General features: G+C 58.7%; 17 protein-coding genes. 13 read left to right on the top strand and 4 right to left on the bottom strand.

Annotated features, from left to right (window positions below):
* The first annotated feature begins 89 nt into the window (after nucleotides 1-89).
* The 10 genes from CIC07_RS21875 to CIC07_RS21830 all read left to right on the top strand — a co-directional run bounded on the left by CIC07_RS21875 (nucleotide 90) and on the right by CIC07_RS21830 (nucleotide 13,529).
* Complete coding sequence (locus CIC07_RS21875; RefSeq protein ID WP_076357982.1) at nucleotides 90-1,979, top strand: sensor histidine kinase; 1,890 nt, start codon at nucleotides 90-92, stop codon at nucleotides 1,977-1,979.
* Nucleotides 1,979-3,535, top strand: coding sequence for a response regulator (locus tag CIC07_RS21870; protein WP_076357983.1), 1,557 nt, complete (start codon nucleotides 1,979-1,981; stop codon nucleotides 3,533-3,535). Before CIC07_RS21875 ends, CIC07_RS21870 begins: the two co-directional genes overlap by 1 nt.
* Before the next feature lie 184 nt (nucleotides 3,536-3,719).
* Nucleotides 3,720-5,390, top strand: a complete 1,671-nt coding sequence (locus tag CIC07_RS21865; protein WP_076357984.1) for a cellulase family glycosylhydrolase — start codon at nucleotides 3,720-3,722, stop codon at nucleotides 5,388-5,390.
* 673 nt (nucleotides 5,391-6,063) lie between these two features.
* A complete protein-coding gene (locus CIC07_RS21860) occupies nucleotides 6,064-6,279 on the top strand; it encodes a hypothetical protein (protein WP_076357985.1) in 216 nt (71 codons plus the stop codon).
* A 573-nt stretch (nucleotides 6,280-6,852) separates the two neighbouring features.
* On the top strand, nucleotides 6,853-7,743 hold the full coding sequence (locus CIC07_RS21855; RefSeq protein ID WP_327205389.1) for a carbohydrate ABC transporter permease: 891 nt from the start codon (nucleotides 6,853-6,855) through the stop codon (nucleotides 7,741-7,743).
* A gap of 4 nt (nucleotides 7,744-7,747) precedes the next feature.
* The gene (locus CIC07_RS21850; protein ID WP_076357986.1) at nucleotides 7,748-8,638 is read left to right on the top strand and encodes a carbohydrate ABC transporter permease; all 891 of its coding nucleotides are present in this window, start codon (nucleotides 7,748-7,750) and stop codon (nucleotides 8,636-8,638) included.
* 192 nt (nucleotides 8,639-8,830) lie between these two features.
* Nucleotides 8,831-10,210, top strand: a complete 1,380-nt coding sequence (locus tag CIC07_RS21845) for an ABC transporter substrate-binding protein (protein ID WP_083688281.1) — start codon at nucleotides 8,831-8,833, stop codon at nucleotides 10,208-10,210.
* A gap of 59 nt (nucleotides 10,211-10,269) precedes the next feature.
* Nucleotides 10,270-11,262 (top strand): LacI family DNA-binding transcriptional regulator, encoded by a 993-nt coding sequence (locus CIC07_RS21840; RefSeq protein ID WP_076357987.1) that lies wholly within the window; start codon nucleotides 10,270-10,272, stop codon nucleotides 11,260-11,262.
* Between the two features lie 178 nt (nucleotides 11,263-11,440).
* On the top strand, nucleotides 11,441-12,685 hold the full coding sequence (locus tag CIC07_RS21835; RefSeq protein ID WP_234992979.1) for a family 8 glycosyl hydrolase: 1,245 nt from the start codon (nucleotides 11,441-11,443) through the stop codon (nucleotides 12,683-12,685).
* Between the two features lie 256 nt (nucleotides 12,686-12,941).
* On the top strand, nucleotides 12,942-13,529 hold the full coding sequence (locus CIC07_RS21830) for a YjgB family protein (RefSeq protein ID WP_076357988.1): 588 nt from the start codon (nucleotides 12,942-12,944) through the stop codon (nucleotides 13,527-13,529).
* A 139-nt stretch (nucleotides 13,530-13,668) separates the two neighbouring features.
* Here the strand turns inward: CIC07_RS21830 and CIC07_RS21825 are convergent, their stop codons facing one another.
* Entirely contained in the window at nucleotides 13,669-14,175 is a 507-nt protein-coding gene (locus CIC07_RS21825; protein WP_234992994.1) for a PCYCGC domain-containing protein, read from the bottom strand.
* Nucleotides 14,176-14,379: 204 nt separating this feature from the next.
* On the opposite strand from CIC07_RS21825, the gene CIC07_RS21820 reads away from it, so the two are divergent.
* On the top strand, nucleotides 14,380-15,138 hold the full coding sequence (locus CIC07_RS21820; protein ID WP_076357989.1) for a MerR family transcriptional regulator: 759 nt from the start codon (nucleotides 14,380-14,382) through the stop codon (nucleotides 15,136-15,138).
* Between the two features lie 65 nt (nucleotides 15,139-15,203).
* On the opposite strand, the gene CIC07_RS21815 is transcribed toward CIC07_RS21820, so the two are convergent.
* Nucleotides 15,204-16,250, bottom strand: a complete 1,047-nt coding sequence (locus tag CIC07_RS21815) for a hypothetical protein (RefSeq protein ID WP_076357990.1) — start codon at nucleotides 16,248-16,250, stop codon at nucleotides 15,204-15,206.
* Nucleotides 16,251-16,380: 130 nt separating this feature from the next.
* Here CIC07_RS21815 and CIC07_RS21810 point away from each other — a divergent pair, with 130 nt between their 5' ends.
* Together CIC07_RS21810 and CIC07_RS21805 are read left to right on the top strand one after the other, a co-directional pair.
* Nucleotides 16,381-17,166 carry a gluconate 2-dehydrogenase subunit 3 family protein gene (locus CIC07_RS21810; protein ID WP_076357991.1) on the top strand — a complete coding sequence of 262 codons (786 nt, stop codon included), beginning with the start codon at nucleotides 16,381-16,383 and terminating at the stop codon, nucleotides 17,164-17,166.
* An 18-nt stretch (nucleotides 17,167-17,184) separates the two neighbouring features.
* Nucleotides 17,185-18,903 carry a GMC family oxidoreductase gene (locus CIC07_RS21805; protein ID WP_076357992.1) on the top strand — a complete coding sequence of 573 codons (1,719 nt, stop codon included), beginning with the start codon at nucleotides 17,185-17,187 and terminating at the stop codon, nucleotides 18,901-18,903.
* Nucleotides 18,904-19,493: 590 nt separating this feature from the next.
* Here CIC07_RS21805 and CIC07_RS21800 read toward each other — a convergent pair.
* Complete coding sequence (locus CIC07_RS21800) at nucleotides 19,494-20,348, bottom strand: IS3 family transposase (protein ID WP_240923520.1); 855 nt, start codon at nucleotides 20,346-20,348, stop codon at nucleotides 19,494-19,496.
* An 11-nt stretch (nucleotides 20,349-20,359) separates the two neighbouring features.
* Nucleotides 20,360-20,656: a transposase gene (locus tag CIC07_RS21795; RefSeq protein ID WP_076360304.1), complete on the bottom strand. Its 297-nt coding sequence runs from the start codon at nucleotides 20,654-20,656 to the stop codon at nucleotides 20,360-20,362.
* Nucleotides 20,657-21,219 lie beyond the last annotated feature (563 nt).

The following is a 21,219-nucleotide window of genomic DNA, read 5'->3' as shown; positions in this document are numbered from 1 at the left end:
TAGAGGTTGACCATCAAGCCTGGCCGTCCGCTTCCTTCCGAGGCGGATGACCGGGCTTGTACCATCATGAGGCAGGATGTGAAGGCGGCATGGCGAGAGCGGGAAGGCAGTTGACGGCAACGGTTCGGGAGTACGCGGGCAGTCTTCCCCTGCAGGTGAAGCTGATCGCTTCATTCGTGCTCATCATCATCGTGCCGGTGGTGCTGTTCGCCTGGTATACGCTCCACGGGGTGTCCGATTACTCGATTCGGGAGCTGACCAAGAAGAACGAGAGCATCCTTGACATCGAGAAGACGAATATCCGCAACAATATGGAGCTGATGGAATGGACGGGGCAGATGGCCTTGTCCAACCGGGAGATGGTCGACTATCTCCAGACGCAGGAGGATATGGATACCGCCTGGCTGCTGGAGTTCAAGACCAAGACGTTCAGCATGTTCCAGAATTTCCTCTTCAACAACCCGCGCATCGCCAACATCCGGCTGTTCAACAACAATCCGTACGTGCATGAGTTCTGGCCGGTCATTCTCAATGAAAGCCGGATCAAAACCAAGTATTGGTACGATACGGTCAAGCAGCAGAAGGGCATGGTCTGGTGGGAGCTGCAAATGGACCGTTCCGTCCTCACCAATTCGACTGCCGGTCCCTTTGTGGAAATTCCGTACGTGTCCCTTCTCCGGGAATTCAAATACCCGGACGATACGACCCACAACGGCATCCTGGAAGTCAGCATGGAGCTGGAGAACTTCTTCAACAAGACGTTCGGCAGCGTCCAGGATCCGACCTCGCGGCTGCTGGTGGTGGGGCGCAACGGCGTTTTGTACACCGACAGGGGAGCGCCGATCTACGGGAGCAACACGCCGGAGAGCCTGCTGAAGCATGTGAAGCTGACGGATTCGGAAGCGAACGCCATCTCGGCCTTCTCGGAGGGAGGCCAATCCTATCTGGCGCTGCACACGTATATCCCGATGCTGGACGTCCATCTCGTCAATCTCGTCAACCGGACGGACACGCTGGCCGACATCCAGAGAACGCGCGGCAACCTCGTCATCATGATCGTGGTGCTCGTCGCCGTCCTCAGCCTGCTGTCCTATTTCATGCAGTCGATCATTCTGAAGCGCCTGCGCGTCCTGAGGGATTCCATGAAAAAGGTGCGCAGCGGCGACTTCCACGTGGATGTGCCCGTGACGGGCAGCGACGAGGTCGGCGAGCTCGGCCATCACTACCGGCAGCTGCTGAAGAAGATCAACGAGCTGATCGTCGACCAGGTCAACCGGCAGGCGGCCTCCAAGGAGGCGGAGCTGCGCTCGCTCAAAAACCAGATCGACTCGCATTTTCTCTACAACACGCTGGAGAATCTCAAGATGCTGGCGGAGATCGAAGGCCAGTACACGATCTCCGATTCCTTGACCTCGCTCGGCGGCATGATGCGGTACAGCCTCCAATGGACGAGGGGGCATGTGCGGCTGCGGGACGAGATCCAGCATATCCAGAATTACATGGCGATCATGAACGTCCGCTATGATGGCCGGCTTGAGCTCAAGCTGGATATTCCGCCGGAATGCATGGACCAGGAAGTGCTCAAGATGTCGCTCCAGCCGATCGTGGAAAATGCCGTCAAGCATGGCATGGACGGGGAGTCGGGCGTCTCCCGGCTGACCGTGACGGTATCCGCCGCGAACCGGATGAACGAATGCGTCATTGAGGTGACCGATTCCGGCGCCGGCATTCCCGAGGAGAAGCTGCGCATGCTCTCGGGCATGCTGCGGATGGAGGAAGCGGACTATCAGGAGCTGAGGAGCCGCGTGCAGAAGGGCGGCCGTGAAGGAAGCGGCATCGGGCTGAGGAATGTGGACCATAGGCTCGTCATGAGCTACGGCAGGGAGTACGGCATCCGGATCGAGAGCATCGAGGGCAGCTTTACGAAGGTGGTCATGACGCTGCCGCAACTGATTCTAACACGGGGGGAGAACATCTGATGCTAAGTCTGCTCATCGTCGACGACGAGAAAAATATCCGGCTCGGCCTGCAGGCCATGATCGAGCGCCAGTCTGCGGGCCGCTTCACGTATTTCTTCGCCGAGAACGGCCGCGAGGCTCTGGAGCTTCTCGGCAGGGAGAGCATCGATATCATGATCACCGATATCCGCATGCCCGTCATGGACGGCATCGCCCTGCTGGAGAAAATGCAGGAGCTTCCCTCGATTCCGGCAGTCATCATCCTGAGCGGACACGACGATTTCCCTTACGCCCGGGCAGCCATACGCTATCAGGCGAAGGAATATCTGCTGAAGCCGATCGTTCGGGAGGAGCTGTTTGCCGCTCTCGGGAGGCTGGAGGAGGAAGCCGAGCGCCGCAGGGAGCGGGAAGCGGCGGCTTCCTCTTCTCCTCCTCCGGGCCAGCAGGATTCCGGCGGACAGCTTGCCTACGTCCTGTCCCAGGAGCGGATGGACATCGACGAGATTCGCGGCAGGCTGCTTGGCGCCGGACTCGGCTGGCTGGAGGCGGGCTTCTCCGTGGCTTTGGTGAGGATGCCGGAATCAGCCGGGGCCGATGCTCTGTCCCTGATCGTGAGGGCGGTGAAAACGCTCGGAGGAGAAGAGCGTTGGACGGCCTGCCGGGATCGGGAAGGGCTGTTCGTCCTTGCGGCGGCCGACGAGGGACTGCTGCGGCGGCTGTCGGAGCAGCTGTCCGGCAACGTGCTGCTTCCGGCCCGGATGGCGCTCAGCTCCCGCGCTTCGGGAATTGCCCAGCTGCGCCGTTCCTGCAGCCAGGCCAGGCAGGTTTTGAAATACTTCCTGCTGTATCCCGAGTCGGAGCTGCTGTCGTATGTCGGGCTTGGCGACCGAAGCTCGGGCTGCCCGGTTCCCGTCGAGGCCGTCCGAAGACTGTCCAATATTCTCGGTACGGGCAAGCTGCAGGAGATGAAGCGGCTGCTGCAGCAGATTCTGGATATCCGGACGGTGAGCCGCTGCGAGATCGGGTATTTGGAGGCAATCAGCCGCGTCCTGAACGAAGAGGTGTTCGACAGCGTCTTCCGCCACTACGGCGAGGAGTCCATCGAGATTCTGAGGCTGTACCGCCGGGCGGGCCATATCGAGAACTTCGAGCGCTTCGACGACTACTACCGGCTGGTGGAGCAGCTGCTGGAGCGCCTCGACGAGTATGTCGCCGGCGTCCGGGGCGCCCATGGCGAGCGCAAGGATATGCAGAAGGCGGTCGATTATTTGCATGAGCATTTCGCCAGCGACGTGAACATGGCCGTGGTGTCCAATCATATTTCGCTCAACTACACCTATTTCAGCCAGGCATTCAAGGAGTATACGGGGGAGAGCTTCTCGGTGTACCTCCGCAGGCTCCGGCTGGCCAAGGCCAAGGAGCTGCTGGGCAGCTCCGACCGGAAGGTGTACGAGATCAGCACGATGTCGGGCTTCGACAACGTGAAGCATTTCACGCGGGTGTTCAAGGAAGTGGAGGGCATCACCCCGCTGGAGTACCGCAGCCGCCAGCTGACGCATGGTGCGGGACGCTCCTGACTCGGCAGGAGCTGAAGCTTGTGAAGCATTTGCCTGAAAATCACGATTCCAGGGCGGACCTGACCTGGCGGCGGCGGTTGACCTATTTCGCCGTCGCTCCTGAAAATGCTGGGTAACAGGCGAAACGGACCGAATGGATTCAAGAAAATGTAACCGATTACGTTATCTCAGGGAGGAACCGGATATGGAGAGCCGTCAGCAGGAAGTGGAAGGCTGGGTAAGGGCGGAAGGAAAGCGGCTGGTCAACGGCAGAGGCGAGGATCTGATCCTGCGCGGAACAGGGCTCGGAAGCTGGCTGCTGCCGGAGGGCTATATGTGGAAGCTGCCCGAGGGCGGCGACCGGCCGCGGCGCATCGAGCGCATGGTGTCCGATCTGATCGGGGAAGAGGAGTCCGTGGCTTTCTGGCGGACGTACCGTGACCGCTATACCGCCGAGGCAGATATCCGGCAGATGGCGATGGAAGGATTCAACTCCGTGCGGGTTCCCTTCAATGCGAGGATGCTGCTGGAAGGAGAGCGGAATGCCCAAGGCTACAATGATGAAGCGCTGAAGCTGCTCGATGACGTCATCGGGTGGTGCCGCACATGGAAGCTGTATGTCATTCTGGACATGCACGGAGCGCCGGGCGGCCAGACGGGGGCCAATATCGACGATTCCGAGAAGGATCTGCCCGAGCTGTACATATCTCCGGAGCATCGGCAGGCGGCCATCGACATGTGGCGCATGCTGGCCGAGCGCTACCGCGACGAGTGGATCGTGGCGGGTTACGACCTGTTGAACGAGCCGCTGCCGGAGTATCACGGACAGTACAACGGAGAAGCCCAGCCGCTGTACCGGGACATGATCGCCGCCATCCGCGAGGTCGACGAGCGCCATCTGATCATCCTGGAGGGCGTCCATTGGTCGACCGACTGGTCGATCTTCACCGAGAAGCTGGACGGCAACGTGCTCTATCAGTTCCACAAATACTGGAACAACCCGGATACGGAAAGCATCCGCAAGTACCTCGAATTCCGCGATGATTGGAATGTGCCGATCTTCATGGGAGAGGGCGGGGAGAACGACCTGGACTGGTATGTTGGAGCGTTCCGGTTATTCGAGGACCACGGCATCAGCTGGAATTTCTGGACGTGGAAGAAGATGGACACGGTCAATTCCCCATGCTCGGTGGCCAAGCCGGCCGGCTGGGAGAAGCTCGGCGCCTATCTGGACGGCGGAGAGAAGCCGGATGCGTCCGAGGCCCGCGCCATTCTGGGCGCTTACCTGGATGGCCTCCCGCTGGAGGCATGCGGCTATCATCCGGAAGTCGTACACGCGTTGTTCCGAAGGCTGCCGGTCCGCATCCCGGCCATCCATTACGGTTACGAGGGAGCGGGCATCGGCTTCGGAAGCATGGGCGCCAAGGAATGGGAGAGCGGCTACCGCAAGGAAGACGGCATGGAGATCCGCGATCTCGACGGCCGTCCGAAGCTTCCTCCGACGGAGCCGGGCTGGCATCGCTGGGATACTGAGGGTGGGCTCTGCCTTGAGCTGAAGGATGGCGAATGGGCGGCATATGACGTTACCGTCCGCGGCGGATCCGGGGCTGCGGAGACGGATAAGGGTGACGAAGCGCATTCGGCCGAAGCAGCGAGGTACCGGCTGAAGCTCCACGCGATCGCTCTCGATCCGGCCGGAGCGGCGGCGGTCGAGCTGGACGGGCATCCGCTTGCGGAGCTGTCTCCGGCAGAAGGCTGGGACGCAGCCGTCCAGGAGGCTGAGCTGCCGGCTCTGGAGGAAGGCGCGCATCGGATTGTCGTCAAGGCTCGGGGAGCCTCCCTGCGGCTGGAATCCCTTGTGTTTGAGCAGATTTGAGATGCGGCATTGGGACTGTTTGGGATTGATTTCGGTGATATAAAGGATGTGCCTGAAAGACGTGCCTGAAAGGCGTGCCTGAAAGACGTGCTTGAAAGACGTGCTTGAAAGACGTGCTTGAAAGACGTGCTTGAAAGACGTGCCTGAAAGACGTGCTTGAAAGAAGTGCTTGAAAGACGTGCCTGAAAGGCGTGCCTGAAAGACGTGCTTGAAAGACGTGCTTGAAAGACGTGCTTGAAAGACGTGCTTGAAAGACGTGCCTGAAAGACGTGCTTGAAAGACGTGCTTGAAAGACGTGCCTGAAAGACGTGCCTGAAAGACGTGCTTGAAAGACGTGCTTGAAAGACGTGCTTGAAAGACGTGCTTGAAAGACGTGCCTGAAAGACGTGCTTGAAAGACGTGCTTGAAAGACGTGCCTGAAAGACATGCCGAAAGGCATGTCTTTCATTTTGTTTGCCTGCTGCCTAGCAGAGGTACATGCTCGGAGAAATGTAGGGCAGGCATTCAGAGATCCCGCCAGCAGCAGGATCTCATGAAAGATGTGTTTGAAAAACGCCGAATGTGGGGGCGCACCGAACATACATAGGTTCAGGGAGCGTCACAGGGAATGAAGCAGGCAGTCACAGGGAATGAAGCAGGCAGTTACAGGGAATGAAGCAGGCAGTCACAGGGAATGAAGCAGGCAGTTACAGGAATTAAAGCAAGCAGCGTCCGAAGGAATAAAGAAGGCGCCAACACAGAAATGAAGCAGGCAGTCACAGGGAATGAAGCAGGCAGCGTCATAGAAATGAAACAGACGGCGCAACAAGAGGCAGAGGTGAGGGAGGCAACGGAAATGGAGGAAGCGGAAGGAAGAAACGTGCAGAGAGTTGGGAATGAAGCATTTTGAGCGGCTGCGGTATGAAACCTGCAGCACTCTGTGTGCATGAAGCCAAATTGGGGAGAACGGGAGAGAAAATGACCGATTTCCGATTTATCGGACATAGGATCCGTTATTTTGGGGAAATGGACGGATTTCGAATCCTATCGGACATAGGATCCGTTATTCCTGCAAATTGTATCGGTATGAGAGTAAGAATTGAAAAATAACGGAACGTATGTCCGATAAATCCTCTTATCTGTCCAAATGAGCCGAATAGCGGATCGTATGTCCGATCCGTATCCCATCATGCCCCTACTTTGGAAGACAGCCGCGAAATTTAGTGGCAGACGCCTTGAGATCGAATCGTCCAAGTCGAATGAAGCTACTGAATGGAGGGGCGATCCTAACCGCCCTCGATTTTGGTTATTGACAAAAATTACAGGCGTGAAATATACTGACATCAATCAAATAATTAAACCGGTTTAACTTTCGTTGGCCGGTACCCCGATCCTACTCCGGGGAGAAGGTATCCTCGGCTGCGGTCCATTTTTTTGCCTTAAAAGTTAAACCGCTTTAACTTTTGTCGAAGAGAGGGTCCCTATGATGAAAAGAACGATCGGAGCCTCCCAAAGCCGAGCCTTTTACGCGTTCATATCGCCCTGGCTGATCGGCTTTGCGGTGCTCACCTTGCTTCCCATCCTCGCCTCGCTGTACTACAGCTTCACCGATTACGACGTCATCCACGCCCCGGCATGGGTCGGGCTGGGCAACTTCCGCGAGCTGTTCCATGACGAGCAGTTCTGGAATTCCATCTCCGTCACGCTCAAGTACACGTTCATCAGCGTCCCGCTCACTCTGCTCCTGTCCTTGCTGCTCGCCATCCTCATCAATCAGAAGGTTCCTTTTCAAGGCTTTTTCCGAACCGCGATCTACTTCCCGAGCATGATTTCCGGCGTCGCCATGTCGCTGCTGTTCACCTGGATCTTCAATCCGCAGGCCGGCCCGTTCAACTATGTGCTGTCCCTGTTCGGCATGGACCCGATTCCTTGGCTGCTCGACGAGCGGTTCGCGCTATGGGCGCTGATCGTCATGTCGCTCTGGGGAATGGGAGCGGGCATGCTGATCTTCCTCGCGGGGCTCCAGGGCGTTCCCGCCTCGCTGCTCGAAGCCGCGCGCCTCGATGGGGCGGGCAGGCTGCGATCCTTCTGGCATGTGACGCTGCCGATGATATCTCCCGTCTTCCTGTTCCAGCTCATCGTCGGCATCATCGATTCGTTCCAGGTGTTCACGCAGGCCTACACCATCACCCAAGGGGGCCCCAACTACACGACCTGGTTCTACGTCTACAACATTTATATAAGCGCTTTCAAAAACTTCCGCTACGGCTACGCATCCGCCATGGCGTGGCTCCTGCTCGCAGCCGTGCTGCTCATCACCTGGTTCATCCTCAAGGCGTCGAACCGCTTTGTCTACTACGAAGGGAGCCGCTGATTCCATGAGTCCATCCGCAACCGCCGGCCTGCAGGCCCAGCCTGCCTCCCGCGCCGGACGAAGAGAGCAGCTCTGGAGCAAGGCCGTCAGCCTGATCCTGCTGCTGCTGGTCACCGCGGCGATGCTGTCGCCGCTCGCCTTCATGGTGTCGACCTCGCTCAAGACGAGCAAGGAGCTTCTGATCTATCCGCCGCAGCTGCTCCCGGACGCGCCGGCTTGGGGCAACTACGCCGAGCTGTTCCGCAACGGCGAGATCAAGTTCGGCCAGCAGTACATGAACAGCCTCATCGTCGCCGTATCCGCCGTCGTCGGCACCGTCCTGAGCTCGGCGCTGGTCGCCTTCGGCTTTGCCCGTTACCGGACCAAGGCCAGCGGTTTCCTCTTCCTGCTCGTGCTCAGCACGATGATGCTTCCTTATCCGGCCATCATGATTCCCCAATTCCTGCTCTTCACGAAGCTCGGCCTTCACGATTCGCTGCTGCCGCTCATCCTGCCCAACTTCTTCGGCTCGGCGTACATGATTTTTCTGCTCAAGCAGTTCTTCTCCACGATGCCTTCCGAGCTGTACGAGGCGGGACGGATCGACGGCTGCAGCGAATTCCGGCTGTTCTGGAACCTGACGCTGCCGCTGGCCGGGCCAGCCATGGCGACAGTGGCCATCTTCACCTTCATCGGCAGCTGGAACGACCTGCTCACGCCGGTGCTCTACCTGGATTCCCAGGAGAACTTCACGCTGCCGATCGGCCTCGCCTCGATGATGTCCTCCAAGTTCCGGCTCGCTCCATGGAACCTGCTCATGGCCGCATCGATGCTGACGGCGGTGCCGATCATTCTCCTGTTCGCCGTCGCGCAGCGAAGGTTCGTGGAAGGAATCGTCCTGACCGGAATCAAGTAGACTGCGCTTGCAAGGTTGCCGGCCGGCCCATCGTGCCCCGTCCGCTGAGGCTCCTGCTGATGCAGCTCATCCAGGTATTGAAAAGACCCTTCCTTCCGCGCCCCTTTTTCCGCCAATTGGAAATGCCTCCGGCTTCCAGCAAGACTCACCGCAATATCACCAAACTATCGCCATCCAGGGAGGACGATACTCATGAACACTACCGAAAAAGCAGGTCCGCTCGCCAACAGCGCAGCCAAGCCTGCAGGAAAACTCGCCAAATCGGCCGCCGCCGCAGCGCTCCTGACGGTTGTCCTGTCCGGCTGCTCCGGCAGCGGCAATTCGGGAGGCGATACGGTCACCATCACGCATTATACGATCGATTCCCCGGACCGCACGTTCGTGGAGAAGCTCATTCCAGACTTTGAAGCCAAGCATCCCGGCATCAAGATCAAGGTGACCAAGGCCCCCTACGAGCAGTTCGATTCCAAGCTGCAGTCGGCGATCGCGGCCAAAAATTCGCCTGACGTCACCTCCCAGTGGGGATACGGCGGATTCATGGAGTATTACAATAAAGGCATGCTGATGGATCTCTCGCCTTATCTCGGGGACTTCAAGGCTGCCGACTATCATATTCCGGACAACGTGATGAAGATTTACGAGGTCGGCGGCAAGACATACGGAATTCCGCTGAACAGCTATGTGTCCGTCCTGCTGTACAACAAGGATATGTTCGACAAGGCCGGACTCTCCTATCCGCCGACGGATTACGAGGACAAGAGCTGGACGTTTGATAAAATGGTGGAGGACGCCAAGGCGATGACGGTCGACTCCAAAAATCTGGCGGAAGCCCAGTACGGCCTCGACTTCGGCTTCGGGGAGCGGGACCAGCGCCCTCAATACTTCGGCGCCAATGTCTACTCGGACGATACGTGGACAAACGGCGGCAAGCCGTCCCAGGTCAATCTCGACAAGCCTGAGGTTATCGACGCCTACAAGAAGATATACGGCCTCATCTGGGATCAGCATGTCTCGCCTTCGCCGGCGTTCAGCAAATCCGTCGCAGGACAATTCGGCGATCCGTTCCTCTCCGGCAAGATCGGCATGTCCGTCGTCGGCTCGTGGAGCTTGGCCGCATCGAGCGACTTCAACTTCAAGGTCGGCGTAGCGGCCGTTCCGCAGGGGCCGAATCCGAAGGTGCGCAGCGTCCTCTATATCGATCCGTTGTTCGTGCTCAAGGATTCCAAGCATCCGAAGGAAGCGCTGGAATGGATCAAGTATCTCGTATCCACCGAGGTGCAGAAGAAGTCCATCGACTTGTCCGGCGGCAACCCGCCCGTCAACCAGGAGGCGGCGGAGGCGTACTACGCGCACTTCGACGGCATCGATGCGGCGCAGATCAAGCAGGTGTACGAGGGCGCATACAAATACGGATTTGAATCGTATAACCATCTGATCGACAACTATTCCCAAATCAACGAGCTGTTCATCAACGAGCTGGCGAGCGTCGAGAACGGCGACAAGAAGCCGGAGGAAGTGCTGCCGGGACTTCAGCAAAAACTGCAGAAGCTGCTCGGCCGGGTCAACAAGTAGGCCGGGCCGGGTCCGCCAGCCTGCAGGCCATCCTACGCCGCAAGGAGCCAGAAGCAATCATGAAAGCAAGCATTTACGATGTCGCCAAAAAATCCGGACTCTCGGTCGTCACCGTCTCCCGCGTCCTCAACCATGATCCTTCCGTGCGGGAGAAAAACCGGGAGAAGGTGCTGCAGGTCATGCGGGAGCTGGACTACCGGCCCAAGGCGGCCGCGCGCAGCCTGGCCAAAGGCAAAACGAGCCTGATCGGAATGAAGCTCTCGACGCTGGACGATTCCTTCTTCGACGCCGTCGTGAAGGTCATCAGCGAGAGGCTTGCCGAACGCGGCTACTTCCTCACCTTGTCCGTCTCGACGGACAAGGAGCCGGCCGGCTCTCCGCTGCTGTTCCAGGAAGAGCATGTTGACGGCGTCATTCTTCTCTCCCCGATGAGGGAGGAGGAGGATCGCAAGGAGCTGGAGAAGCGGGGCATCCCCTATGTGATGGTCGATCATCAGCATCCGGCTCCGGCCGTGCCGGCCATCGTCGTGGACAACTACGCCGGGGCGCTGATGGCGACGAACCATCTCATCGGGCTCGGGCATCGGGAGATCGCCCATATCGCCGGCCCGGAGCTGTTCCTCAGCAGCCGCGAGCGGGAGAGGGGATTCAGGCAGGCGATGCTCGAGGCGGGCTTGGAGCCGTTCTCGGTCGAGCCGGGCCAGTTCCAGATCTCGTCGGGGCTGGAAGCGGCCGACAGATGGATCTCGGCGGGAAGACTGCCGACAGCGGTGTTCGCCGCGGACGACTATACCGCTCTGGGCATGATGGATGCCTTCAAGACGGCGGGCATCCGCATTCCGCAGGATGTGTCGGTCGTCGGCTTCGACGACCAGATCATCGCCTCGCAGTTCCGGCCGAAGCTGACGACGGTGCGGCAGCCGGCGGAGGAGATCGGGCGGCGCGCGGTGGAGCTGCTGCTCGCTTCGCTCGGAGGCGGACGAGCGGAGCAGCTCGAGCTGAAGCCGGAGCTGGTCGTGCGCGAATCGACGTCGCCGCCGACCGGCGGATAGACATGATTGGGCCTGGAGGCATTCCGGCGATCCTGCATTTTCCATGCAGGCGCCGGGGCTGTCCATGCCGGACCCTTTTGAAGGAGGTGAGGCAGGCAAACGGGCATCGCAGAGGCAGTTCGCCACGGAACCGAGGTCGACCGCTGACAAGACAAAATGAATGAGGAGGAATCATGTAATGGGAATCAAAGGGATGGCAAAAGGAAAGTTCCAACCGAAAATGAAAGCGCTTATCTCCATGGGGCTGTGCGTCGTCATGCTGCCGGCAGGAATCGCCTTCGGCGCCGGGGAAAGCCGGCCGTTCCCGCAGCATGCCGCCTATACGGCGGGCACCATCAAGCCGAGCAACGTCACGCAGAGCGCCATGGACAGCTCCGTCCAGAGCAAGTGGAGCGCCTGGAAGAGCAATTACCTGAAGACGGCGGGCAGCGGCAAGTATTACGTGAAATACAACGATGCCGGGGAAACGGTATCCGAGGCCCATGGCTACGGCATGCTCCTGACGGTGCTCATGGCGGGAGCGGACAGCGGCGCCAAAACGTATTTTGACGGCCTGTACGCCTATTACAAAGCCCATCCGAGCGTGAACAATTCCGCGCTCATGGCATGGAAGCAGAACAGCAGCTTCCAGAACGTCGAAGGCCCGGATTCCGCCACGGACGGAGACATGGACATCGCCTACTCGCTGCTGCTGGCCGACCGCCAGTGGGGCAGCTCGGGCACGATCAACTATCTCTCCGCGGCCAAGTCGGTCATCAATGCGATCATGCAGAGCGACGTGAACCAGTCCCGCTGGACGCTGCGCCTCGGCGACTGGGCGACGAGCGGCACGGAGGCGACGGCGACGCGCCCTTCCGACTTCATGCTGAACCATCTCAAGGCGTTCAAGGCCGCGACGGGCGATACCCGCTGGGATCAGGTGGCGGACCAGACTTATTCCATCATCAATGCGATTTTCGCGAACAACAGCTCCACGACGGGCTTGCTGCCCGACTTTGTCGTCTACTCCGGCGGCACCTACAAGCCGGCTCCGGCGAACTTCCTGGAGAGCGACCAGGACGGCAATTACAACTACAACTCCTGCCGGACGCCATGGCGGATCGCGACCGACTATCTTCTGAGCGGCGACAGCCGGGCGCTGAGCCAGCTCAAGAAAATGAACAGCTGGATCAAGTCGAAGACGTCGAGCAATCCATCCTCCATCAAGGATGGATACACGCTGACGGGCGGAGTTGCCGGAAGCTACAACAGCGGCGCGTTCTACGCCCCGTTCGGCGTGAGCGCCATGACCGACTCCTCCAATCAGGCCTGGCTGAACTCGGTCTGGACCAAGACGGCGGGCAGCTCGGCCGAAGGCTACTATGAAGACAGCATCAAGCTGTTCTCCATGATCGTCATGTCGGGCAACTGGTGGACGTACTGAGCGAGGCTTCATGAGCGGGAAGAAAAGGAATGGATAGAGTCCGGCAGGCTGCTCGGCAGCCTGCCGGGCTTTTTTTGTCGGGCAAGCCGATTATTCAGGATTCGAGGGATAAATTGCCTGTCCGCCTAACGTGAGATTCCGCGCAACATATCGGCGGGCGAGGACGTCGGGTACATATGAATCCATTACGAGGTAAATAGTTTATCTCTAAAATGGGTAAGGGTATCCATACCCCAATCTACAGGAGGTCTTCATCATGAACATGCAATGGACGAAAAAAACCGCCTTCGCCGTTCTCGCCGCCGGGGTTCTGGCCAGCGCCGGATCCGCTCTGCCCTTCTCATCCGCCCATGCGGCTGCTTCCACCGCTGCCGTATCGGCGCATGACCAGGCCGCTGCCAAGCTGAACAGCTTTTATAAACCGGCTCTCAAGGGCCAGTTCCCTGATTTCAATTCCTTCACGGTCGGAAAGACCACCCGCCAGACCGTCGTCAAGACGATCGGAGCGCCAATGGTGCCGATGAAGGACTCGGACGGGTTCGACGTGTATACGGCGGACATGGGACATCCCGGCTACGCCTTCAACTACAAGCTGGGCAAAATCCGCGAGATGCGCTACTTCGGCACGAACGTGGAGCGCCAGACGAATATCGGGAGCATAACGGTCAAGCTGCTCGTGCAGCAGTGGGGAGCGCCGGACGCATCCGTCATTTTCAAGACGGGCAAGACGCAGCAGAAGAAGATCAGCTACGTGCGCGGGGATTACCAGCTCGACTTCATCTTCAACAACATCAACGGAACCGACTGCGCGCATATCAACCTGAAGGCCAAAACGTTGAAATAAGGCCCGGCATCCATTTTCATGGGCGGAAAGGTTCAAGACAGGCCATGTTCATGCCGCGCGAATGGAGAAGAGGCTGCCCGGGAATGTCCGGACAGCCTCTTTTTGTTTGCGGATCGTGCCATGAATCCGGCAGCCTGGCTCAGGAAGCCTTGTACTGCGCTTCGATAGACTCGCGGATCTGTTCGGGAGTCTTGCCTTCGGCAAGCATGCCGATGGACTGGGCCGCGATCTGCAGGCAGACGCCGCAGCGGGTGCCGTGGTCGTCCCAGACGACGGAGCCGTCCTCCTTGACCTCATGGACGAAGCAGTTCATGTTGCTCTTATGTCCGGCGGAGCTTTCCATGCAGCCGCAATAACACGGCATGCCCGACAGCAGCTCGGTCGCCTGGCCGGCAGCCTGATAGACGAGCCGCACCTGCTCCGGCTGGCCGTCCAGGAACTTCGGCATCGTCTCTGCCGATGCGGTCGTCTCCTGCAGATCGCCGCTGACCGTGTGGACTTCGCCGTCCCCATGCCCGGCATGGCCTTCTCCGCCGGATTGCGCGGCCTTGTCCGCTTCTCCGCTGCCGCAAGCAGCGGTCAGCAGCAGCAGGGACAGGGAGCCGAGCAGCGTGATTCTTCGAATCCTTCCGCCTAACGCCATCATCATGTCGCACAGCCTTTCCGGGAACTCTTAAAGGCGAGCCTGCGGCCCTGCCGACGCCAGCCCGGAACGGCTTGTCCGAACGTCTGGCGCCAAGCGGGCTGGCTTGTCCCCGCGTATTCTTTTTCTTACTATAACATAGGAAGATGCTGTTGACTCTCACGCAGCGTGAGGCCTTATCCTGAGGCAGAAGGGAGAGACGCGAACATGCTCAAGGTGAAGGAAGCGGCGGAGCTGGCCGGCATCAGCGTGCGCACGCTGCATCATTACGACGAGATCGGCCTGCTTCATCCGGAGGAGGCGACGGAGTCCGGCTACCGTCTGTATTCCGACCGCGATCTCGCCATGCTCCAGCAGATCCTGTTTTTTCGCGAGCTCGGATTCCCTTTGAAGCAGATCAAGTCCATCCTCCAGGATCCGGGCTTCTCGGAAGCCGAAGCGCTGCGGCTGCACCGGGATATGCTGCTGGAGAAGCGGAGGAGGCTCGATGCCATGATCCGCACCGTCGACAAGACGCTGCGGCATGCCGAAGGAGAGATGAAGATGAGCGGCAAGGAAAGGTTTGAAGGATTCGATTTTTCGTCCAATCCCTACGAGAAGGAAGTGCGCGAGCGCTGGGGAGACCGGAAGGTGGACGAAGCGGAGGCGGCAGCGAAGGGCATGACCGGGCAGGACCTGGAAGCCTTCAACGGCGTTTATCGCCGGCTGGCGGATGTTCGGCATCTGCAGCCTGATTCGGCCCCGGCGCAGGAGGCGATCGGGGAGTGGTGCCGCATGCTGCAGACGTTCGGCTCGTACACGCCGGAGATGCTCCGGGGACTCGGCCGGATGTACGTCGACGATGCGCGGTTCACAGCCAACATCGACAAGTTCGGCGATGGTCTGGCTGTCTTCATGCGCAACGCGATGGCTGTGTATGCGGATCGAGCCGGGGAAGCGGAAGCCGGAGGGAATGAAATGGAATAAAGGAAAGGCAGCCTCGGACGAAGGTCCCGGCTGCCTTTCTTTTTTTGCATGAGCAGCAATGCCGATCAGCGCTGCTGCTGTCCGACCATCTTCAGCAGCTCGGCGAGTAGATCGCCGGCCTTGGCCGCATCCTTGTTGGAAACAGCGCCGGAGCCGGCCTTGTCGCTTGCCGGCGTTCCCTCGGGAGCCGGCTGCACCGTTTCCCCGGCTGCGCCTTCTCCCGTTCCTGCCGCAGCGTCTCCCGCGGCACCTCCAGCCGTGTCTCCCGCGGTACCTCCCGCAGTGTCTCCCGCAGTGCCTCCCGCAGCGCCTCCGGCAGCGCCGTTCTGGTCGAGCAGGCTGCGGAGCTTGTCGATCAGCTCGATCGCCTGGGAGCTTTCAATGCTGTCCACGTCGACTTGGTCGCCGAGGTATTCCTTGAGCTTGGCCTTGGCCTGCTCCAGGCTGCTGGAATCGACGCTTTTGGCGCCGTAAGTGCCCTCGGACTTCGTGTTCTCGGCTCCGTGGCCGCTGAAGCCTGCCGTTCCGCTCAGCAGCTTCCTCTGCATCGGATCGTAGCTTGCGGACGTCATGCCGCGCTTCGAGGAAGCGAGAATGAGGTGGTCGTCGAACACGAATACCTTCACGCCTTCGATGCCGTCGGCCTTGAGGCGAGACTGCAGATGAGACGAGAAGCCGCCGCTGTGCAGGCCGGAGCTGCCGATGAGGCTGTAGGTCGACGTGCCGAGTCCATGCGTCGTTCCGGCATGCTCGTAAGTCGTCGTTTTTTTGTTCCGGTCGATGCTTGGAATTTCCGTCGTGCCGTCCGCCATTCCGTACCCGGAAGCTCCGTATGGATGGTGGCCGTCTGCGCCCATGCCGTAGCCGGTTATCCGCTCTCCCGTGCGCTCCAGCGCGCGCGTGCCGCTGCGGGCCGAATGGGCCGCGTCGCGGCCTGCGATCTCGACTCCTCTAACCGTATCCTTGCCCGCTCTCTCCAAACCCCGCACGGCCGAATGACCGGCTCCATGCATCTGATTCCCATTTTCTTTGGCCGGGCCCGCGCATGCGCCAAGCGCCGCCATGCTGCCGACGAGCACGCCGGCGGCCGCAAACCGTATCGCTTTTTTCATCAGGTGCAACCTCCATCCGCATATTGACAAGCGCACATAGGTTATCCTTTCGAATCCAAATGTATAATGCTTTCTTCTTGGAAAATAATACGGGCATTACCATCTTGCAATCAGGGAGGAATCTATCCGCATGGACACAGACCAGCAAGGCTCCGGCGCGGACCGGAAGGATCCCGTACAGGAGCCGTCAAGAAGGCGGTTTCTCATTCGTTCCGGGTATGCGCTTGGAGGACTTGTCGTCGGGGGAGCCGTAGGCGCCCTCATTAACCGCAAGCCGAAGGCAGAGGCGAACACGGGCAAGGAAGGGGAAGGAACCGCCGCCAAGGTTCCCGGCAACTTCAACCGCGCGCTCATGTTCTTCACCCAGTCCCAGTTCGCGATCGTGCAGGCCGCCATGGAGCGGATCTATCCCGAGGACGACCATGGGCCCGGGGCCGCTTCGCTGGGCTCCGCCTTCTTCATCGATCACCAGCTCGCAGGGGATTACGGCTTCAACTCCCGCGACTACATGTCCCCGCCATTCTATGCGGGCGAAAAGGTCCAGGGCTACCAGGGCAGGCTGTTCCGGCGGGACATGTATCTCATCGGGCTGCAGGAGATGGACAATTACAGCCAGACGAAATACCAGAAGGGCTTCGCCTCGCTCGATCCTGCGCAGCAGGACGAGGTGCTGGCCGCGTTCCAGGCCGACGAGGTGAAGCTGACCACGATCTCGGCCAGCGGCTTCTTCAATATGCTGCGCGCGAACACGATCGAGGGCGCCTACAGCGATCCGCTGTACGGCGGCAACGCCGACATGGCCGGCTGGAAGATGAGGAACTACCCGGGCAACCAGATGAGCTACACCAGCATCATCGAGAAGGATTTCACGAAGATCGCTCCGCAAAGCCTGCAGGAGCATATGGCGACCCATTAGCCGGAAGGAGCTGTCAGTATGGCAAGGAAATTACCGAAAACCGATGTCGTCATCGTCGGAGTCGGCTGGGCAGGCGGCATCATCGCCTCCGAGCTGACCAAGCAGGGTCTGGGCGTCGTCGGGCTGGAGCGCGGAAGAGAGCGCAAAACCGAAGACTACTTCATGGTGCATGACGAGCTTCGCTACGGCGTGCGGTACGATTTGATGCAGGATCTGTCCAAGGAAACGATCACCTTCCGCAGCAAGGAGCAGGTAAGGGCGCTGCCGATGCGGCAGTACGGCTCGTTCCTGCTCGGGGACGGGCTGGGCGGCTCCGGCGTGCACTGGAACGGACAGACGTTCCGCTTTCTGCCCTATGACTTCCAGATCCGGACGAAGACGATCGAGCGCTACGGCAAGGCGAAAATTCCGGACGGCATGACGCTGCAGGATTGGGGCATCACGTACGACGAACTGGAGCCTTACTACGACAAGTTCGAGAAACTGATCGGGCTGTCCGGCGAGGAGAATCCGCTTGGAGGCAAGCGGTCGAATCCTTATCCGACGCCACCGATGAAGAAGACTCCCGCCATGCAGAAATTCATCGAAGCGGCCAAGAAGCTGAACCTGAATCCCTATATGCAGCCTTCCGCCAATCTGTCGGAAAACTATACGAATCCGGACGGAGTGTCGCGCGCGGCTTGCCAGTATTGCGGGTATTGCGAGCGGTTCGGCTGCGAGTACGGAGCCAAGGCTGATCCTGTCGTGACCGTCATTCCGGTCGCCAAAAAGACGGGGAAATTCGAAATCCGGACCCATTCCAACGTCCGCCGAATCCTACATACCGGGGGCAAGGCGACAGGAGTGCTCTATACGGACGTCACGACCGGCGAGGAGATCGAGCAGCCGGCGGACATCGTCGTCGTCACGAGCTATGTGTTCAACAATGTGCGTCTGATGCTGATGTCCGGCATCGGCAAGCCGTACGATTCCGCCACCGGCAAGGGCGTCATCGGCCGCAACTATGCCTATCAGGTCATCAAGGGCAATGCGGCGGGATTTTTCGAGAACGAGGAATTCAACAACTTCGCGGGGGCAGGCGCTCTCGGCGTCAATCTCGACAACTACAACGGGGACAACTTCGACCACAGCGACCTGAAGTTCATCCATGGCGGCTCCATCAGCATCGGCCAGACCGGCCAGCGCCCGATCCTGAACAACCCGGTTCCTTCGGGAACGCCGGCATGGGGTGCCGAATTCAAGAAGAATTCCTTGAAATACGCGAACCGGGTGCTGTCTGTCGGAGGCCAAGGGTCGTCGATGCCGTTCCGCCATCACTTCCTCGATCTCGATCCGACCTACAAGGACACGTTCGGCGACCCGCTCGTGCGCATCACGTTCGACTTCGAGGAGCAGGACCGCGAGCTGGCGGTGTTCCTGGCCAACAAATCGGCCGAGATCGTCAAGGAGATGGGCGCCAGCCATGTCGACCAGCTCAAGGAGCTGGGGCCGTACGACATCGTGACCTACCAGTCCACGCATAATACGGGCGGCGTCGTGATGGGCGATTCCCCGGAAACCTCGGCGGTGAACAGCTACTCCCAAAGCTGGGATGTCGACAATCTGTTCGTCGTGGGCGCAAGCTCGTTCCCGATGAACTCGGGCTACAATCCGACCGGCACGGTCGGGGCGCTCGCTTACCGGGCCGCGGAGGGAATATTGGAATACCGCAAGAAAGGCGGCAGCCTGGCGAAATAAAGCTTCAAGGGCCAACCTGATCCGGTTGGCCCTTTTTCTTGCGCATGTGGCGGCGCGCAAAAGCAGGATAAGGCGGGAAACGGGCCTTAATGGTGCTTCCAGCGGTCAAAAGAGGTGGATTAAGGGCCAAAACGGGCCTTAATGGTGCTTCCAGCGGTCAGTAGAGGCCGATTAAGGACCGAAACGGGCCTTAATGGTGCTTCCGGGGGTATGCAGAGGCCGATTAAGGACCGAAACGAGCCTTTATGGTGATTCCAGCGTTCTGCAGAGGCGGATTAAGGACCGAAACGAGCCTTAATGGAGCTTCCAGGGGTCAGCAGAGGAGGATTAAGGATCGAAACGAGCCTTAATGGTGCTTCCGGGGGTATGCAGAGGTGGATTAAGGATCGAAACGAGCCTTAATGGGGCTTCCAGGGGTCAGCAGAGGAGGATTAAGGACCGAAACGGGCCTTAATGGTGCTTCCGGGGGTATGCAGAGGTGGATTAAGGACCGAAACGAGTCTTAATGGTGCTACCAGCAGTCAGCAGAGGCGGATTAAGGACCGAAATGGACCTACGTCAAGAAAGTAGATAGTCGATAACGGACACCTTTAGGAAATCTGCTTAAACGTAGCTGCAAAACGAGCAGGTGAAAGATACCCAAGCGAACCGTGGATTCGCTTCCGGTTATAGAAAAACTCAATGTAGTGGTAGAGATCATGGTAAGCCTGCTCCCGAGTCTTAAAACGGGTACAGTAAATGAATTCTTTCTTCAGAATACTGTGAAAAGACTCCATGCTGGCGTTGTCATAACAGTTGCCTCTACGGCTCATACTCGCCTTCATGTTGTACTGAGTTAGTTGGCTACGGTATTCGTGGGAAGCGTACTGGCTTCCTCGATCCGAGTGGTGCAAGAGTCCCTGCAAAGGTCGTTTGGCGTCGTGAGCCATCTTCAGCGCGTCGAGCACAAGATCCGTTTTCATATGGGGAGCCAGCTTCCAGCCTACAATTTCACGCGTACAGAGATCCATGACGCTAGCCAGAAACAGTCGTCCCTCCCGACAGGGAATATAGGTAATGTCAGCGACCCAAACCTGGTTCGGTTTCTCAACCGTAAATTGCTGGTTGAGAGTGTTGGGGGCAATGGCAAGGTCATGACTGGAGTCGGTTGTTGTGACTTTAAACGTGCGGGAGACACAAGAGCGGAGACCAAGTTCGGCCATATATAGGCCTACGGTTCGTTCGGTGATGCGGTGCCCTTCCTGGTGAAGCATGTGCGTAATCTTCGGTGCACCGTAGCGCTGTTGGGCATCGTGAAAGAAGAACCGAATTCGCTCCTGCAGCTGGGCTTTGCGGAGCGTTTGAGCACTAGGCTTTGTACAGTGCCACTTGTAATACCCGCTCCGGGACACCTCAAGAACACTGCACATCTTCTCCAGACGGAACTCGGAGCGATGGTCTTCAATGAACTGAAAATTCAGTTCCGTGGTTTGCTGAAGATGTGCACGGCTTTTTTTACAATGGCCAGTTCCTCTTCCACATCGGCGATCCGACGTTCTTTTTCTTTCAGCTGCTGTTCAAGCTGGCGTATGCGTTCCGCGCTGTTAACCGGCTCCGTTTCGAATTGTCGATACTGAGAAAGCCATTGATTCAACGTGCTCTTGGGGATGTCGAGCTCCTCTGCGATCTCTCGGACTGACTTGGTCTGTTCTTGTATGAACTTCACGGTTTGTTTCTTGAATTCTTCATTGTACCGCTGCCGTTGCTCACTCATGTGAACACCTCCATTTACGGTTATTATTGGCTGTCCGTTATTTGGTGTCCACTTTTTATTCTAGCTGCAAAACGAGCCTTAATGGTGCTTCCGGGGGTCAGCAGAGGCGGATTAAGGACCGAAACGGGCCTTAATGGTGCTTCCAGCGGTCAGCAGAAGCGAATTAAGGACCGAAACGGGCCTTAATGGTGCTTCCGGGGGTATGCAGAGGCGGATTAAGGATCGAAACGAGCCTTAATGGTGCTTCCAGCGGTCAGCAGAAGCGAATTAAGGACCGAAACGAGCCTTAATGGTACTTCCAGGGGTCAAAAGAGGTGGATTAAGGGCCAAAACGGGCCTTAATGGTGCTTCCAGGGGTCTGAAGAGATGGATTAAGGACCGAAACGGGCCTTAATAGTGCTTCCAGGGGTCAGCAGAGGCGGATTAAGGACCGAAACGGGCCTTAATGGTGCTTCCAGGGGTCAGCAGAGGCGGATTAAGGATCGAAACGAGCCTTAATGGAGCTTCCAGGGGTCAGCAGAGGCCGATTAAGGACCATAACGGGCCTTAATGGTGCTACCAGC

The sequence above is a fragment of the Paenibacillus sp. RUD330 genome, from assembly GCF_002243345.2.
Lineage (GTDB): Bacteria > Bacillota > Bacilli > Paenibacillales > Paenibacillaceae > Paenibacillus_O.
Note: the sequence above shows the minus strand (reverse complement) of the source record. Positions and strands in the feature narration are given on the sequence as shown.

What these genes read in the sequence shown, in the direction of transcription:
- CIC07_RS21860 (WP_076357985.1), top strand. Translation starts at nt 6,064, where the DNA reads ATGAAGCAGGCAGTTACAGGAATTAAAGCAAGCAGCGTCCGAAGGAAT.
- CIC07_RS21855 (WP_327205389.1), top strand. Translation starts at nt 6,853, where the DNA reads ATGATGAAAAGAACGATCGGAGCCTCCCAAAGCCGAGCCTTTTACGCG.
- CIC07_RS21820 (WP_076357989.1), top strand. Translation starts at nt 14,380, where the DNA reads ATGCTCAAGGTGAAGGAAGCGGCGGAGCTGGCCGGCATCAGCGTGCGC.
- CIC07_RS21870 (WP_076357983.1), top strand. Translation starts at nt 1,979, where the DNA reads ATGCTAAGTCTGCTCATCGTCGACGACGAGAAAAATATCCGGCTCGGC.
- CIC07_RS21805 (WP_076357992.1), top strand. Translation starts at nt 17,185, where the DNA reads ATGGCAAGGAAATTACCGAAAACCGATGTCGTCATCGTCGGAGTCGGC.
- CIC07_RS21875 (WP_076357982.1), top strand. Translation starts at nt 90, where the DNA reads ATGGCGAGAGCGGGAAGGCAGTTGACGGCAACGGTTCGGGAGTACGCG.
- CIC07_RS21795 (WP_076360304.1), bottom strand. Translation starts at nt 20,656, where the DNA reads ATGAGTGAGCAACGGCAGCGGTACAATGAAGAATTCAAGAAACAAACC.
- CIC07_RS21865 (WP_076357984.1), top strand. Translation starts at nt 3,720, where the DNA reads ATGGAGAGCCGTCAGCAGGAAGTGGAAGGCTGGGTAAGGGCGGAAGGA.
- CIC07_RS21810 (WP_076357991.1), top strand. Translation starts at nt 16,381, where the DNA reads ATGGACACAGACCAGCAAGGCTCCGGCGCGGACCGGAAGGATCCCGTA.
- CIC07_RS21845 (WP_083688281.1), top strand. Translation starts at nt 8,831, where the DNA reads ATGAACACTACCGAAAAAGCAGGTCCGCTCGCCAACAGCGCAGCCAAG.
- CIC07_RS21835 (WP_234992979.1), top strand. Translation starts at nt 11,441, where the DNA reads ATGGGAATCAAAGGGATGGCAAAAGGAAAGTTCCAACCGAAAATGAAA.
- CIC07_RS21840 (WP_076357987.1), top strand. Translation starts at nt 10,270, where the DNA reads ATGAAAGCAAGCATTTACGATGTCGCCAAAAAATCCGGACTCTCGGTC.
- CIC07_RS21830 (WP_076357988.1), top strand. Translation starts at nt 12,942, where the DNA reads ATGAACATGCAATGGACGAAAAAAACCGCCTTCGCCGTTCTCGCCGCC.
- CIC07_RS21825 (WP_234992994.1), bottom strand. Translation starts at nt 14,175, where the DNA reads ATGATGGCGTTAGGCGGAAGGATTCGAAGAATCACGCTGCTCGGCTCC.
- CIC07_RS21815 (WP_076357990.1), bottom strand. Translation starts at nt 16,250, where the DNA reads ATGAAAAAAGCGATACGGTTTGCGGCCGCCGGCGTGCTCGTCGGCAGC.
- CIC07_RS21850 (WP_076357986.1), top strand. Translation starts at nt 7,748, where the DNA reads ATGAGTCCATCCGCAACCGCCGGCCTGCAGGCCCAGCCTGCCTCCCGC.